The organism is Blastocatellia bacterium, from assembly GCA_035573895.1.
Classification (GTDB): domain Bacteria; phylum Acidobacteriota; class Blastocatellia; order HR10; family HR10; genus DATLZR01.
Genome location: DATLZR010000009.1, coordinates 50141 through 65135 on the forward strand (window position 1 = coordinate 50141; position 14995 = coordinate 65135).

Below are 14995 nucleotides of genomic sequence, written 5' to 3' on the forward strand. Positions count from 1 at the left end.
CTGATGCCGGGTGAAGCGCTCTCCCCCGGCGAAGACGGCTTCCGTCATTGCTGCCGGCTGGAGGATACCACCCAGGTATAATGAATGCGCTGAAGCGCCGTCCAGTTGGCGCCGACGGCGATGACCCAGAGCGCCTGTTCCACACGATTGAAGAGAATGCCCAGCATAAGGAAGACGATGCGCTCGGGTCGTTCCATGAAGCCCACGCGACAATGACCGATGACGCTCTCGGCTCGCGCCCGCGCGTAGCTGGTCATGACCGTGCCGACGAGCGCGAGACAACAAATTAACAGATAATCGAGCCGGTTCATCCGAGCGAAATAGAGGATGAGACCGATGAGCATCGCCATATCGGCATACCGATCCAGAGCTGAATCCAAAAATGCCCCAAACCGGCTCTGCGTGTTTTTCGCGCGGGCTACCATTCCGTCGAGCAGGTCGCACAATCCCACCACGGCAATGGCCGTAGCTCCCCAGAGGAACTCTCCCCTGGCCAGAGCGACGCCCGAAAGGATTCCCGCCGTGCACCCGACGACCGTGATCAGATTCGGCGAAATACCCACGCGCACGAGCATCTGTGCCAGACGCAGCAGAACGGACTGAAATCCCTTTCCTAAGAATCGGCTGATCATCAACGCTCCATAGGGGTGACCGAGCGCTCTCCGCCAGGGGACCAGCCTTTCACCAATCGCTCATTCCCGTTGCTTCCGAGACAAGAGTCAGCATACGGGCGCGAACATCCTCGGCTAATCGAGCGAAGGCGACCTCACCGAGCTGTTCCCGCAGGCGCCGAATGCGATCTCCGACCAGGCTCTCGGCCAGGGCAGGATTCTTTTGACTGAGTGCCTCGGCCTGAAAATAACATGCCAGCGCATATTGATGCTGCCCCTGCTGCGCATAAACTTCACCCAAGGCGGTGATGAATTCGACTTGTGAGGACAGCTCGCCTGCAGGGCGCACAAGCCGAAGTCCGCGTTTGTACAGTGCGGCGGCCTCCATCATATCTCCTCGCGCGAGATAAACCGATGCCAGCATCCGAATCAAACGGCGAAGCATCACGTCGCGCAAGCCGGGCTCCATCTTTTCTGCGAGTGATAGCGCCGAGGTCAAAGGACGAACCGCCTCATCCCCTCGATCTTCTTTAACCGCCAGGACACCGAGGCCATAGAGGGCTTCGATTTCGATTCGCTGATTTCTCGACCTCCGGGCCAATGCGATGGCCTCCTGATAATACTCACGGGCCTTCGGACTCTCACCCATGCCGGCGAGGGTTTGACCTAACAAGAGGAGGGTCTCCGCCTCCGCCCGAACGTCAAGAAGTTCACGCCGTTTCCTCAGCGCCTCCTCGAAATACTGTCGCGCCTGAGCAAGGTCACCCACCCGCAAATAGGTACGGCCGAGATTGAACGTTGTGTTCGCAACACCCGTGTGATCCTTCACCTTCTTTCGCAACGGCAGCGCTTGACGATAATAATCGAGCGCTTCGGTCGTGCGCCCCCGCGCAAGAAAACAATTGCCCAAACCATTGAGAGCCGTCGCTTCAGCCCGTCGGTTCTTGACCTTACGTGAAAGTTCGAGGACCTCGCGGTAGATCTGCTCCGCGCGGTCAACGTCACCGAGAACATAGTAGGCGTAGGCGATTTGATGAAGGGGTTCCGGCTCACTCTTTCTATCCTTGATCTCTTTTTTGATGGCAACCGATCTTTCGTAGAAACCGATCGCCGAACGAGCATCCCCCATAAAGAAAAGATAAAGGTCGCCTATGGCGATCAACGTCACACTCGCTCCCCGACGGTCCTTGCGGCCCTCCTGAAGCTGAAGGGCCTCTTCATAGTTCCGAAGGGCTTCCTCGTAATCGCCCACATCAATGAGTCCCTTGGCCGTGCGATAAAGCATTTCGATTCGTCGCGCGTAGCCATTGGGTCCTAGAGGGATGTCCTCCTGAGCGAAGACAGCGACGCGGAGAGAGAATAACCAGATCAGGACATAAGCAACAGCCCCTGGCGGGATACGACGTCGGAACGCACCGTTAGGCTTGCTCCTCGCACCCATTGCATTGTGTATGTCACTCATCGGTCGGGGAGAATCTTGCCCGCGCGCTTTTTTCCTGTCAATAGGCCAGCATCCTGCGAGAACAATTCGACAGCATGCCGAAGGCAGCAAACCCGTCCCGGCCTGGCCCATTCCCCCGACGAGCCGACCACGTGATTTTGTGGACTGATGGGCACTTTTTTCACGCTCCTCCCGGAGCGAAAGTAACCACCGGGAAACCATGAAAAAAAAGCGCAAGCTCTCTGGTCTGCAGGAAATCACAGACTCGAGAGCTTGCGCAACGCACTCGGAGAGAAGATAGAGGGGTAAGGATCAATCAGTTGCGGTAGCAGAAACGCCAGGGCGAACCAAAAGACCACCCCGGTTCCGATCTCGCCACCACGCGCCGAGAAGCCAGAGACCACAAATCCCCACCATGCCTAAGGAAAACCACTTCCCATAAATCCCTGTCGGCGATAAGGGTTCGGTCGCCGCGTGAAATTCCTCGCTCCGGGGAAGAATCTCGGCTTCGGCCAGCTCATGAAAAGAGTAGATGAGGATCTGTATCGTAAAGAGAATGAGGTAAATTCCAGTGACCTGGAAGAATCGTCGAAGGTTGATCCGCGATCCATATCGCGACCACAACCAGGCCATCGTTATAGCGGCCATCAGTCCGAGAATGGCACCGGTGAAATAGTTGCCTCGGACCTGGTATAGCATCAGGGCAGTTTCCATCCCTTCACGGGTGATCATTAGCACAGTGAAAAGGAAAACTCCACCAAAGGCGGCCCACCGTGACACTGGCGCCGATGCCCTTTCGAGGTGCCCCTCCATGATCTGCTTGAGCCGAGGACCCGTCCGCCACAAGTGAATCACCAAGGAAGCGACGAGCACTGCGGCCACCAGACCGATCACTCCTTCCCAGAACGCCTGATTGATGCCGCGCAACAAGACAAAACCCAGAATCGCACTGAGCACGGCAGCCGTTACAATTCCCACATATACCGCGCTCTTTAGCCATTGGCGGTTCGTCTTGTTGAGATAGGTCAGCGTAATAGCCACGATGAGAAACGCCTCAAATCCCTCGCGCAGAACGATCATGAAGGCATCAAGCATAGTCGTCCAACCCACCTCCTGTTGTTCATCTGCTCCTGCTTCTGAATGTCACCTCATCCCCTCCTGGCCTGTCGGTGAGCCGAGAGTTTAGCATAATTGAAATTGATTGTCAATTTCCAATCTAACTTCCGGATGCCTCCGGCATCGCCCGTGCGGTGGGAAGATCTGTTGGAGAGGGAAAAGGACCTCTCTCAGTAAGCCCCTCGGAGGACGAGGCCGTGGGATCGGAGGAATGTCATGAGGGGCTCGGCTTGGGGGACGGAACCCATCACTTCCCTTCCCCTCATTCCGAACGAGTCCTCACTTAGCACGCCTGAGGCATCGGGCGAAGCGTCGCTGACGGGATCCTGAGCCCGAGCCAATGTCAAACCGCATCCCCATGGTACCCTCTACCGAACGACCTGTTCGGTCATGGTCTCGGTGACCGAAAATACCTCCGTTCGGCTCAGGGCGGCCGCGATTAATCGCTCGACATCAAGTCTCTGCTCGAGTTGCTCGACTCGATCCCGACGGGCTCGAGTGACTGGTTTTTTGGGCGCAAACAGGGTGCAGCAATCCTCATAGGGGAGAATCGAGATGTCATACGTTCCAATGCGTCGGGCGAGCGTCACAATCTCCGCCTTGTCCAGACCGATGAGAGGCCGGAGAACGAGAATGTTCACCGCCGCATCCACGCAGCTCAGATTTTCTAACGTCTGGCTGGCCACCTGTCCGAGACTTTCGCCCGTCACCAAAGCTCCGTATCCATGTTCGGTGGCCAGGCGTTCGGCCACCCGATACATGAATCGGCGATGAAAGATGGTCCACAGTGGCGGCGGTATCTGTCGGGAGATTTCCACCTGAAGGTCGGTGAACGAAGGGATGTAAACGGTCACCGGCTCGCCCTTCCATCGGCTGAGGCACCGGCTGAGTTCAATCACTTTTTCTTTGGCTTTGTCTCCGGTGTAGGGGAAGCTGTGAAAGTAGACGACATCAACGGCGATGCCGCGCTTCATCGCCATCCAGGCAGCGACCGGGCTGTCAATGCCACCTGAGAGCAACACGAGCGCCCGCCCGTTAATACCGACGGGGAGCCCGCCCGGTCCTTCAATCCACTCAGCGAAAAGCAGGATGCCCTCCTGGCGAATTTCGACGCCAATCGTCGTATCCGGGTGATGAACATCCACAGCAAAATCGGGAATAGCGCGTTGAATGGCCGTCCCCAGGAGGCGATTGACGTCAAGCGAGGTCAGGGGGAATGTCTTCAAACTTCGGCGCGTCTCGATTTTAAACGTGCGCGCACCCCGTTCGTATTCGCGTCGGGCAAGTGTGACAGCTTCCTGTTCGAGGAGGGTTGTATCGAAGGGAAGCCGCACCGCCGGACTCACACTCCGAATGCCAAACACCCGCGGGAGAGCACGCAGAAGTTCCGCCTCGTCCTCGCCCGCCAGGATATAGAGTCGTCCCCACTCGATACGAACGCGTCCACGCTCAACACCCGTCACCCGTCGGATGTTTTCCGCCAATTTCCTGGTGAAGTCGGGGCGGTTTCGCCCCTTGATGCCAATTTCGTCATAGCGGACGAGAACGAGCCGTTCAACCATAATGACCGATGTCATCCCTCTCGGGCACCAGGACGGTGCGCCCGGAGAGGCTAGCCACGTCGAGCCACTCCAGCAAACAGCGGCACGACCTGTCGGATCACCTGCAGGGTGGTCTCAATGTCTTCGACGGTCGTGTAGCGGGAAAAACTGAACCGCAGGCTGGAATCAATGACCTCCGGCGGAAGATGGGACGCTTCCAGAACGTGGCTCCGCCGCCCTTTGCGGCTGGAGCAGGCGGCTCCTGTTGAGACGTAAATCCCTTCGGCCTCCAATGCATGAAGCATCACTTCGGCGGGAATCCCGGGGAATGAGACGTTCACCGTCGTCGGCACGGAGTGCACGGGTGAATTCACCCGGACACCGGGAATCTCGGACAGACCTGCCAAAAACCGATCGCGTAACCTGGTAAAATGAGCTTGGAGAGCATCGAAGTCCTCGGAGATCAGTTCAACAGCGCGGGCAAGACCAACGATTCCAGGAACGTTTTCGGTTCCCGAGCGCAATCCCCGCTCCTGCCCCCCGCCGTTGAGTAACGGTCGAAGCGACGTATCTCCCTGCACGAGCAGCGCGCCGATTCCCTTTGGCGCATGAATCTTGTGGCCGCTGATCGTGTAAAGATCAATATGGTCGAGGCGGATCTTGAGCTTGCCGACGGCCTGCACGCCGTCAGAATGAAAGACGATCTCCGGTCGTTGCCGCTTGAGTCGAGCGGCGATCTCCTCTACAGGGAAGATCGTGCCCAGCTCGTTGTTGACATGCATGATGGAAACGAGGATGGTCTCATCGCTCAAAGCGGCCAAAACATCGTCGGCTTCGACCCGACCTTCGCCGTTGACCGGCAGATAGGTGACGTGAAATCCATCGCTCTCCAGCTCGCGGCAACTTTCGAGCACAGCCGGATGCTCCACCTGAGTGGTGATAATATGCGTCCCGCGACGCCGAAGCGCTCGCGCCGTTCCTTTGATAGCAATGTTGTCGCCCTCGGTTCCTCCCGAGGTGAAGATGACTGCGGCCTCCGGCACTCCGAAAAATCGAGCGAGCGTGTTCCGACTCGCCCGGACGGCGCGTTCGGCTTCGATTCCCTTCCGATGCAATGACGATGGATTTCCGTATCGCTCGCAAAAATAAGGACGCATCGCCTCGAAGACTTCCGGAGCCACCGGCGTGGTGGCGTTGTTATCCAGATAGATCTCGCGTGTCATCATGCCGATAGTTTACATAATCCCCACGAGGGAGAAAAGAACCGACTGCGTCGTCACAGAATGAAAAGCGAAAAAAAGTCTCGCCCCGTGCACAAAATACGCTCCGAGTAACGAAATCTGTCCCCTGAGGGAAGCACCGGTCAGCCATCCCGTGAGAGGCCATTTGATGGGGAAGGCATAAAGGAAGCGATCACCGAAAATGAGTGGAGCCACTCAGGGATGATCAACACAACGACGACCGACGAAAACTTATGGGCGTTTGCTTCTCGTGTGCCTGTTTATTGAAGACATCCCAGCCACGGTGGAAGCCCGCTCGCCGGGTAGCTTCAGAGTTTTGGAGCGTCTCTGGACGCAGATGCCGCTTTGCCAAAGTGTCCGTTAGTCGTAAAATAAACCCTTTCGTTGACGCGCGATGAATGGTGATCGCCTTGTTCGGGGTTTTGCTTGCGAGCACACGGTGCGCTGTGCCGCGGCTGTGACGACGGAGCTGGTAGATGAAGCTTGCCGCCGCCATCGAACGTCCCCCACCGCAGCGGCGGCGCTCGGTCGCAGCCTGACGGCCGGTCTGCTCCTGGGAACGATGCTCAAAGAGGTCGAAAAGCTGACGCTCATCTTCCACTGTCAGGGCCCTATTGAGCGGATCACGGTTGAAGCCGATGCGAGGGGGAACGTGCGGGGATATGTGAGAAATCCGTCAGCGGATCTGCCATTAACAGATCGAAGCAAATTCAACGTCAAGGGCATCGTGGGTGGAGGGATGCTCTACGTTATGCGGGAGGGAGAATACTACCGCACAGGACTTTATCGCGACCCCTATGTCGGATCGGTTCCTATCATCTCCGGTGAAATTGCTGAAGACATCGCTTACTATCTCACGCAATCCGAACAGATTCCCTCGGCGGTATCGCTCGGTGTTTTCGTTGTTCCCGACGGAGATCGCGCTTTTCGCGTAGCGGCGGCGGGGGGCTTCATCGTTCAGACCTTCCCCGGGACATCCCCGCACGTGATCGCCGATCTCGAACGCTCCATCGCCGAAACCCCCTATATCACCCAATTGATTCGTCAAGGGAAAGGCCCCGAAGAAATCCTGCAAACGGCCCTGGGCAAGTACGATTTCGAGGTCTTGGAGATCAGACCCCTGAGATTTCGCTGCACGTGTTCAGAAGAGCGAGCGCGACGTATCCTGGCGGCACTCGATCCGCGCTATCTTCAGGAAATGCTTGAGGAAGATGGGGGAGCCGAGATGGTCTGTCAGTTTTGTAGCTCGACGTATCGCTTCACCGCTGAGGACCTCGCCCGGCTGCGGGCTGAGGCGGCGACAGATGAACCCTCTTGATTGTGCTGTGGTGAACTCCTGTCTGTAGACCCAGAGATCGTTTCCCTCGAAGTGATTGCCTCGGGAGCACCATACCGTCTAGCGAAGGTGAGCGACGTCGCTCCGAACGGTAATGACATAAAACACCGTCGAGGCAATGAGAACCGCTCCGAGGGCGAGTCCCGCCCGTGCTCCCAGCAACTCGGCCAGCGTTCCAGCAACGAGGTTACCAATTGGCATCAGGCCGAGGAACGCCAGTGAGTACATGCTCATGACCCGCCCTCGAACGTGAGCGGGAACGAGCTTCTGAATCAGTGTGTTGATGACGGCCACACAACTGACGAGCGACCAGCCGGCCATCAAAAGGAACCCCAGCGACAGGTAATAACTCCGAGAAAGGGCGAAGCCGAAGACCGACAGAGCAAACATGAGGCCACCGGCGATGGCCATCTTTCCTTTGAAAGAAAAATCACCGAGCCGCGCCAGAACAAGGGCTCCCATCACGGCACCGACGCCACTGGACGACATGAGGTAGCCCAGTTCGGCAGCTCCGCGATGGAGAACGTCGCGGGCGAAAATTGGCAGAAGCGTCATGTAAGGCATCCCCCACAGGCTCACCGCTGCCACAATGGTGAGAAGATAAAGAATGATGCGGTTCTCCCATACGTATTGCATGCCCTCGACGACACTCTTCGCCACCGATCTCGGCGGGCTCTGGGGTGGCACATAATGGGGGAAACGAATCCGCAGCAGGGCGACAATTACAGCCAGAAAACTGACGGCGTTCAAATAAAAACACCCGGCGATGCCGATCCTTCCCAGAGCCACCCCGGCGGTTGCCGGCCCGATCACCCGTGAGAGATTGAACTGAACGGAGTTCAGAGCGATGGCATTCATCAAATCATCGCGGCCCACCAGATCCTGCACCATCGCCTGGTAGGCCGGCATACTGAGCGCATTGGCGATCCCCGACAACAGCGACAACACGAGAACATGCCAGACGGTGATGGCGCCCGTGCTCACCAGTACCCCCAGAATGAGAGCGAGCACCATCAAAACCGTTTGCGTGGCCACGAGCAGGCGTCGCCGATCGAACCGATCCGCGTACACGCCCCCGACAAGCGAGAAGACGAGGACCGGAAACATCCCTGTGAAACCGACCACGCCAAGGAGGAAGGCCGAGTTGGTGAGCTGAAGCACCAACCATCCTTGAGCGACCGTCTGCATCCAGGAACCGATATTGGAGAGTAGCGATCCGACCCAGAACACCCGATAGTTGGGATTGTACAGAGCCCGAAAGACCTTCGGACGCTCTTGCTCCAGGGGAGCGGCTGACGACGCGAGATTTGAAATCTGTGATTTCACCTTCATAGCCACACGTTTCATCTCAACCGAGGGCCGCTCAGGACCGTCACCTTCGATGATCGGCGACCGTCGTTCTTCTCAGGGTTCAACTGCACCGATCTCGCTCTGTCCTGTCGCGCCTCCGTTGAACCAATGTTACTCATTTCAACTCCTTCTCTCCGTTCACGCCATCACTGAGATTACTGGTTCGCCAAGACGCGAGTCAATGAGCCGTCCTTACCGAACAATCGCCGGGGAGCGTTGTACTGCGAGGCGTTATTCGACGGCTGACTCCTCAATGATAAGGCGTGGGCGGCCGGACGTACAATCCAGTGTGGCCTCAACGCCCAGGGGCAGGACGAGATTACCCCAGTCACTGTGTCCTGACCGCAGTCCGAAGAGAATAGGAACCCCCAGATCTCCGACGCACTCGCGGATGACATCCTCGATGGTGTACCCCTGAGCCTCATGCTGGATGCATTCGGTCATCTCTCCGAAAATGAGTCCCTGCACCCGAAGGAGTTTGTTCGCCTGTCGCAGATGAGTGAGCATTCGATCAACCTGATAGGGCCGGGCCTGATAATCCTCGAGGAAGAGGATCGCATCGGTTGTATCACACTCGTAGTTGGTTCCCAGGGCACTCGTGAAGAGGGTCAGACACCCGCCGACGAGTCGTCCTCTGGCTTGCCCCGGAGAGAGAATCTTCGTCCCACTCGTGTCAATTTCTCCGATCGGTTCGGCCCGCCCGAGGACGCGCCAGAAAAGCTCCTCGTCATAGTGTCCCGGCCCGGCAGCAAACTCGCGCGTGACCATCGGTCCGTGAAAGACGACCCAGCCGAATCGGGTTTGGAGCCACAGAAGCAGTGCGGTGATGTCGCTATAGCCCATGACGATTTTGGGATGTCGGCGGATAACTTCCTCATCGAGCCTGTCGAAGACCCGCGCCGATCCATAGCCGCCACGAGCGGCGAAGATCGCCGTCACATTGGGATCGGCGATCATGTCCATCAGTTCATCAGCGCGCCGTTCATCCGATCCGGCAAGGTAGAAGTGCTTCTCAAAAATCGAGGGGAGATACTTTACCCGAAGACCCAGTCGCTCCAGTTCGCGGATCCCTGCTTCCAGCCAATCGGGGCGAATGTTACTGGCCGGAGCCACGATGCCTACGGTACTGCCGGGCTTCAGGCGAGGGGGCTTGATCAGTGCCATGAGCGATCCCGTTCAGGAGCACCCGATCTCGAGAGATCCTCTCCGAGCAACAATCGTTTAACCTCGCCGACGAGGTAAAGTGAGCCGGTAACGCAAATCATCCCGCCCCGAGGAGTGATGGCTCGGGCTCTCTTCAGAGCGTGGGTCGGAGTCTCGGCTTCGACGGGTGATCCGTATCGGGATGCCACACGGGCGAGCCACTGGAGATCGGCGGCTCGCTCATCAGCCACGCGCGTGAGGATGATTGCGTCGGCGAGAGGGAAAAGCTCCGCGGCCATTTCGTCAACTCGCTTATCCCGCATCACCCCGAAAACGAGCGTCAGGGGATGACAGCCGAACTCATCCAGGTAACGCCGCAAGGCGCGCGCGCCTGCCGTATTATGCGCCCCGTCAAGAAGAATCGGCGCTGTGTCACCTCCAGCGATGAGTTCTAACCGACCGGGCCAGGAGACGGTCTCAAGTCCTCGGACAACAGCATCGTTGGAGACGGGAAATCCCCGACGCGAGATAATCTGCACAGCCTCCAGGGCGGCGAGGGCATTCTCGATTTGATGGCGTCCACGCAATCCCAACCGGATGTCCCACGAGCGTCCGGAGACCGACCGATAGCGAAAGGTGAACCGGCCATCGGATTCCGCGTCGAGGATTTCGACAGGGCCTACGGCAAGAACGGGCGTCACATCCACCATCCGGCACCGGCGCATGAGGACTTCAAATGCTTCGGGTTGCTGTCGCGCCATCACGGCCTGGCATCCCGGCTTGATGACGGCTGCCTTCTCTGCCGCGATGGATGCGAGAGTCGAGCCCAGGTACTCCTCGTGATCAATATCAATAGCCGTGATGACGGAGACAAAGGGCGGCGCAATATTGGTCGCATCAAGCCTCCCCCCGAGTCCCACCTCGAGAACGGCGAGGTCAATCCCCTGACGGGCAAAGTAGTCGAAACCGATGGCCGTGATGAACTCGAAATAGCTCGGCAGTGATTCGATGATCCTTTGGGAGACGAGTCTCTCGGCACTCTCACGAATAAGGCTGGCGCCGATGGCGAAATCCTCACGGGAGATGGGCTGACCGTTGACCCTGATGCGTTCTTCGACCTCCAGCAGATGAGGCGACGTGTAGAGCCCGACGCGCCATCCCCCCGCCCGGAACACGGCCTCGATCATCGCTGCCACCGATCCTTTGCCGTTGGTCCCGGCGATGATCACGCTCGGGTAGCGCTCATGAGGATTACCCACTTCGGCCATGAGACGGGTGATCTTCTCCAGGCCGAATTTCATCCCCCGCACCTCGTGGCCCAGCCAGGCGAGATACTCGATGGTTTCGGAGTAATTCACTGCCGTTTTGCATCAGGCATCATGAAACCGAGGGCCTTGATGATGTAGGATCGAAGCTCCCGACGATCCACAACAGCATCCAGCATCCCATGCTGGAGCAAAAACTCCGACCGCTGGAACCCTTCCGGAAGCTTTTGCTTGATCGTCTGCTCGATGACGCGGGGCCCGGCAAATCCAATGAGCGCCCCCGGCTCGGCAATATTGAGGTCACCGAGCATGGCAAAGCTGGCCGTGACCCCACCGGTAGTGGGATCGGTCAGGACGGAAATATAAGGGAGGCGAGCATCATCCAGTCGTGCCAGCGCCGCGGAAATTTTTGCCATCTGCATCAGGCTGAGGACGCCTTCCATCATCCGCGCTCCCCCGGAGCAGGACACGATGACCAGGGCCGATCTCTTTTCCATCGCCCGCTCAATCGCGCGAGTGATTTTCTCCCCCACGACCGAGCCCATGCTCCCTCCGATGAAGTTATATTCCATCGCCGCCACAATCGCCGGATAACCGCCAAGAGTCCCCTCGCCAGTGATCACGGCTTCAAGCAGTCCGGTGGCTTTTTGCATTGCCTGCAGGCGATCCTTGTAAGATCGCGTATCCACGAAGTTCAATGGATCGGAGGATGTCAACCGGCTGTCGAGTTCGACATAATGGCCGTCGTCGAAGAGGAGTTCCAGTCGCCGCCGGGCAGTGATCTTAAAGTGGTAGCGGCATTTAGGACAGACCATGAGATTCTCTTCCACGTCCTTGCGGTAGAGGACTTCCCGGCAACCATCGCACCGGAGGAAAACGCCCTCGGTTTTCACGGTGCGCTCCTGGGGTGGCTCCAGGGGCGGCGGCTTCTCTTTTCGTCGGAAAAGCGGCATGAACTTTGATTCTAGGCATCCATCGCCCCAATGTCAAAGCCCGTTTCCCCTGAGGCGCAGTTCATTGTTGACCGCACATGCAATCGGTTCTGAAGAGGACCGGCCATCACTATAACAGCACCGAGCTCTGACGCCGCATAAAGGGAGTGCCGGACACCCACGGAACCCCACAGGGAGCATCCGGATCGCCCCGTGCTGTGTCGAAATTTTGGAAGGCCGAGCTGGCGCTCTCACGAACAGGCGCACTCGAGCCAACCCGTCCCGAAGATTTATCTTCTTCACCCCTTCGATCAGAGAACCGCTCGCGGGGCGGGACGGGCTCTTCCTCTTCCTTGACGGGCCGATGCTCGCTCCTGCACACTAACTGATGTGTCGAATCAAGCGCGTGCAGAGATCGAGCGCATGAGTGCCGACATCCTCGCCGGGGATGTCCGTGCCATCGCGCGTGCCATCTCGCTCGTGGAGAACGATGGAGCAGAGGCCTATGCTCTTCTCCGTCGCCTCTTTCCTCGAAGCGGTCGGGCGACGGTCATCGGTGTGACGGGGTCACCCGGCGTCGGCAAGAGCACTCTTGTGGATAAGCTCGCCCTGCACTATCGCCGTCAGGGAGACACCATCGGCATCATCGCCGTTGATCCCTCCAGTCCCTTCAGCGGCGGGGCTATTCTCGGCGACCGCATCCGCATGAACGCTCTGGGGACGGATGCCGGCGTGTTCATCCGCTCGATGGCGACCCGAGGAACGCTGGGCGGCCTCGCTCGAACGACCGGAGATGTTGTTCTCATTCTCGATGCTGCGGGCTATGACAAAGTGATCGTCGAGACGGTGGGCGTCGGGCAAGACGAAGTGGACATCGTCAAGACGGCTGATGTCACCGTGGTGGTTCTGGTTCCCGGCCTCGGCGATGATGTGCAAACGATCAAGGCCGGCATTATGGAGATCGGCGATGTGTTCGTCATCAACAAGGCCGATCGGGACGGTGTCGAACGTACGGAAGCAGAAGTGGTGGCGCTCCTGTCTTTGGCCGAACGCCCCGACGGCTGGCGGCCCCCAGTTGTGAAAACCGTCGCCACCGAGAATCGTGGCATCGTCGAATTGGCCGATGCCATTGGCCACGCTCTCGAGTTCCGCCGAACCACCCCACATGCGGAGGAACGCAAACGACAAATCGCCGAGGAGAGGATCAAAAGCCTTCTGAAAGAGAGACTCCTCGCCCTGACATTGTCGGTGGCCCTCTCGCCGGAGGAATTGCGGGAGCTGGCATCGGCCATGGCGCGGCGAGAACGGGATCCTTACTCCATTGTCGAGCAGATCACCGAGCGCATGCTGGCGGGCCTCCACGCGCCCAATCGCAAGATCAGCGAAGGAGAAACAGTCGCAGGATGAAGATTGATCATATCGGCATCGCTGTTCGCTCGCTCGACGAGGCGCTCGCCTTCTTCAGTGATGCGCTGGGTCTTCAATGCACCGGACGGGAGACGGTGGCTGAACAAGGTGTGCGGGTTGCGTTTCTGCCGGTCGGTGAGAGTCGGCTGGAGTTGCTCGAACCGATTCACGAAGATTCACCTGTCGGGCGATTCCTCAGGAAACGCGGCGAGGGAATCCATCACATCTGCTTGATGGTTGACGATATTGATGTCGCGCTGGCCGATCTGCGGGCGCGTAACGTTCGCCTGGTGGACGAGACGCCGCGCTGCGGGGCAGAGGGACGAAAAATCGCCTTTCTTCACCCCTCCAGCAGTCATGGCGTGCTCATCGAACTCGTCGAGAATCCCGACCGATCCAATGGCTGTCGAGAGGTCGGTTCGGACGGATCCGTGTAGCGCGAACTTTCCGGGCTGCAATTATCTTGCCAGCAGGAGGAAGAAATCGTGAAACGATGGCACCGACTTTTAGTGGCTCTCGTCGTCGTAGCTGGTGTGACAGCCGGAGCCATTACCATCCAGCGGCGGGTGGCCACCCACATGGACATCTCCGCCATTTCCGCCAGTGAATTTGAGGCTCTCATCAAGTCGCTTCCCCAACAACGACGCGACTTCTACTCGACGCCGGAGGGGAAGAAAGAGTTTGCCGATCAAATCCAGATGGCGCTGGCCCTCGCTCAGGAAGCCAAGCGGATTGGCCTGCTCGGCGATCCCGAGGTCATGAGCCAGATCGAGATGCAAAAGCTCTCGATTCTGGCCAGCGCCTATCGTGATCGCCATGCGGATGTACAGATCACCGACGAGGAGATCGAGACGTTTCATCGGCTCAACCCCACGGCTCTTCAAGAGATTCTCAAGCTCTACCCCCAGCTGGGCCAATCCGAAGACGCCCGAGATCAAGTGCGTCGTCAGCTCGCCGAATTGCGCATCTTCGCCGACCGGGCGAAAAAGGAGGGATTGGATCGCGATCCGGGCGTGGCGCTTCAGTTGCGCATCTTCCCGTCCTTCGCCATCCAGCAGCATGTCATGCGCCGACTCTTTGAGAGCACCACGGTCAGCCCGGAGGAGATCCAGCGCTACTACGATCAGCATCGCAATGAATTCGAGCAGGTCAAGGCCCGGCACATTCTCTTCAGCCTGCGTCCGAAGCCGGATCAAACCACGCCTCCCGACAAGGAGAAAGTTCGGCAGAAAGCCCTTCAGGTCCTTCAGCGTCTTCGGGCCGGCGAGGATTTTGCCACTCTCGCCAGGGAATATTCCGAGGATCCGGGAACAAGGGAGAACGGAGGAGATCTCGGCTTCTTCTCTCGGGGCCGCATGGTGAAGGAATTCGAGGAGGCAGCGTTCTCCCTCGCACCGGGCCAGATCAGTGATCTGGTCGAAACGACCTACGGTTTCCACATCATCAAGGTGGAGGAGAAGCGCACGGCCCCGCTGGACAACCAAATCCGCCTTGAAATCGAACAAAAAGTTCGCGCGGAGAAAATCAACGCGACTCTGGAAGATCTGAAGAAGCGATATGCCGTAAAAATTGCCCTCAGCTAATGAGGCGGAGGGCAGACTGAGCAACGAGA

At 58.3% G+C, this 14995-nt stretch carries 13 protein-coding genes; 4 read left to right on the plus strand and 9 right to left on the minus strand.

The window, feature by feature from the left end:
* Nucleotides 1-44 precede the first annotated feature (44 nt).
* The 5 genes from VNM72_00920 to VNM72_00940 form a co-directional block, all read right to left on the minus strand.
* Nucleotides 45-632, minus strand: coding sequence for a CDP-alcohol phosphatidyltransferase family protein (locus VNM72_00920; protein ID HXF03961.1), 588 nt, complete (start codon nt 630-632; stop codon nt 45-47).
* 49 nt (nt 633-681) lie between these two features.
* Nucleotides 682-2073 carry a tetratricopeptide repeat protein gene (locus VNM72_00925; GenBank protein ID HXF03962.1) on the minus strand — a complete coding sequence of 464 codons (1392 nt, stop codon included), beginning with the start codon at nt 2071-2073 and terminating at the stop codon, nt 682-684.
* Nucleotides 2074-2364: 291 nt separating this feature from the next.
* Nucleotides 2365-3147, minus strand: a complete 783-nt coding sequence (locus tag VNM72_00930; protein HXF03963.1) for an FTR1 family protein — start codon at nt 3145-3147, stop codon at nt 2365-2367.
* 389 nt (nt 3148-3536) lie between these two features.
* Nucleotides 3537-4745: a tRNA uracil 4-sulfurtransferase ThiI gene (thiI, locus tag VNM72_00935; protein ID HXF03964.1), complete on the minus strand. Its 1209-nt coding sequence runs from the start codon at nt 4743-4745 to the stop codon at nt 3537-3539.
* 35 nt (nt 4746-4780) lie between these two features.
* Nucleotides 4781-5935, minus strand: a complete 1155-nt coding sequence (locus VNM72_00940) for a cysteine desulfurase family protein (protein HXF03965.1) — start codon at nt 5933-5935, stop codon at nt 4781-4783.
* 409 nt (nt 5936-6344) lie between these two features.
* Here VNM72_00940 and hslO point away from each other — a divergent pair, with 409 nt between their 5' ends.
* Complete coding sequence (hslO, locus tag VNM72_00945; GenBank protein ID HXF03966.1) at nt 6345-7268, plus strand: Hsp33 family molecular chaperone HslO; 924 nt, start codon at nt 6345-6347, stop codon at nt 7266-7268.
* A 78-nt stretch (nt 7269-7346) separates the two neighbouring features.
* Here hslO and VNM72_00950 read toward each other — a convergent pair whose 3' ends face one another.
* The 4 genes from VNM72_00950 to accD all read right to left on the minus strand — a co-directional run bounded on the left by VNM72_00950 (nt 7347) and on the right by accD (nt 11997).
* The gene (locus VNM72_00950) at nt 7347-8618 is read right to left on the minus strand and encodes an MFS transporter (GenBank protein ID HXF03967.1); all 1272 of its coding nucleotides are present in this window, start codon (nt 8616-8618) and stop codon (nt 7347-7349) included.
* Nucleotides 8619-8867: 249 nt separating this feature from the next.
* Nucleotides 8868-9800: an LD-carboxypeptidase gene (locus VNM72_00955; GenBank protein ID HXF03968.1), complete on the minus strand. Its 933-nt coding sequence runs from the start codon at nt 9798-9800 to the stop codon at nt 8868-8870.
* The gene (locus tag VNM72_00960) at nt 9791-11137 is read right to left on the minus strand and encodes a folylpolyglutamate synthase/dihydrofolate synthase family protein (GenBank protein ID HXF03969.1); all 1347 of its coding nucleotides are present in this window, start codon (nt 11135-11137) and stop codon (nt 9791-9793) included. The genes VNM72_00955 and VNM72_00960 overlap by 10 nt, the downstream gene beginning before the upstream one ends.
* On the minus strand, nt 11134-11997 hold the full coding sequence (gene accD, locus VNM72_00965) for an acetyl-CoA carboxylase, carboxyltransferase subunit beta (GenBank protein ID HXF03970.1): 864 nt from the start codon (nt 11995-11997) through the stop codon (nt 11134-11136). Before accD ends, VNM72_00960 begins: the two co-directional genes overlap by 4 nt.
* A 402-nt stretch (nt 11998-12399) precedes the next feature.
* Between accD and meaB the strand changes: the two genes are divergently transcribed.
* From meaB to VNM72_00980, 3 genes are read left to right on the plus strand one after another with little or no spacing between them, the layout of a single operon-like run.
* Entirely contained in the window at nt 12400-13383 is a 984-nt protein-coding gene (gene meaB, locus VNM72_00970; protein ID HXF03971.1) for a methylmalonyl Co-A mutase-associated GTPase MeaB, read from the plus strand.
* The gene (gene mce / locus VNM72_00975; GenBank protein HXF03972.1) at nt 13380-13820 is read left to right on the plus strand and encodes a methylmalonyl-CoA epimerase; all 441 of its coding nucleotides are present in this window, start codon (nt 13380-13382) and stop codon (nt 13818-13820) included. The genes meaB and mce overlap by 4 nt, the downstream gene beginning before the upstream one ends.
* Nucleotides 13821-13868: 48 nt before the next feature.
* Nucleotides 13869-14966: a peptidylprolyl isomerase gene (locus tag VNM72_00980; protein HXF03973.1), complete on the plus strand. Its 1098-nt coding sequence runs from the start codon at nt 13869-13871 to the stop codon at nt 14964-14966.
* The last annotated feature ends 29 nt before the right edge of the window (nt 14967-14995 follow it).

What these genes read in the sequence shown, in the direction of transcription:
- VNM72_00920 (HXF03961.1), bottom strand. Translation starts at nt 632, where the DNA reads ATGATCAGCCGATTCTTAGGAAAGGGATTTCAGTCCGTTCTGCTGCGT.
- VNM72_00925 (HXF03962.1), bottom strand. Translation starts at nt 2,073, where the DNA reads ATGAGTGACATACACAATGCAATGGGTGCGAGGAGCAAGCCTAACGGT.
- VNM72_00930 (HXF03963.1), bottom strand. Translation starts at nt 3,147, where the DNA reads ATGCTTGATGCCTTCATGATCGTTCTGCGCGAGGGATTTGAGGCGTTT.
- thiI (HXF03964.1), bottom strand. Translation starts at nt 4,745, where the DNA reads ATGACATCGGTCATTATGGTTGAACGGCTCGTTCTCGTCCGCTATGAC.
- VNM72_00940 (HXF03965.1), bottom strand. Translation starts at nt 5,935, where the DNA reads ATGATGACACGCGAGATCTATCTGGATAACAACGCCACCACGCCGGTG.
- hslO (HXF03966.1), top strand. Translation starts at nt 6,345, where the DNA reads ATGAATGGTGATCGCCTTGTTCGGGGTTTTGCTTGCGAGCACACGGTG.
- VNM72_00950 (HXF03967.1), bottom strand. Translation starts at nt 8,618, where the DNA reads ATGAAGGTGAAATCACAGATTTCAAATCTCGCGTCGTCAGCCGCTCCC.
- VNM72_00955 (HXF03968.1), bottom strand. Translation starts at nt 9,800, where the DNA reads ATGGCACTGATCAAGCCCCCTCGCCTGAAGCCCGGCAGTACCGTAGGC.
- accD (HXF03970.1), bottom strand. Translation starts at nt 11,997, where the DNA reads ATGCCGCTTTTCCGACGAAAAGAGAAGCCGCCGCCCCTGGAGCCACCC.
- meaB (HXF03971.1), top strand. Translation starts at nt 12,400, where the DNA reads ATGAGTGCCGACATCCTCGCCGGGGATGTCCGTGCCATCGCGCGTGCC.
- mce (HXF03972.1), top strand. Translation starts at nt 13,380, where the DNA reads ATGAAGATTGATCATATCGGCATCGCTGTTCGCTCGCTCGACGAGGCG.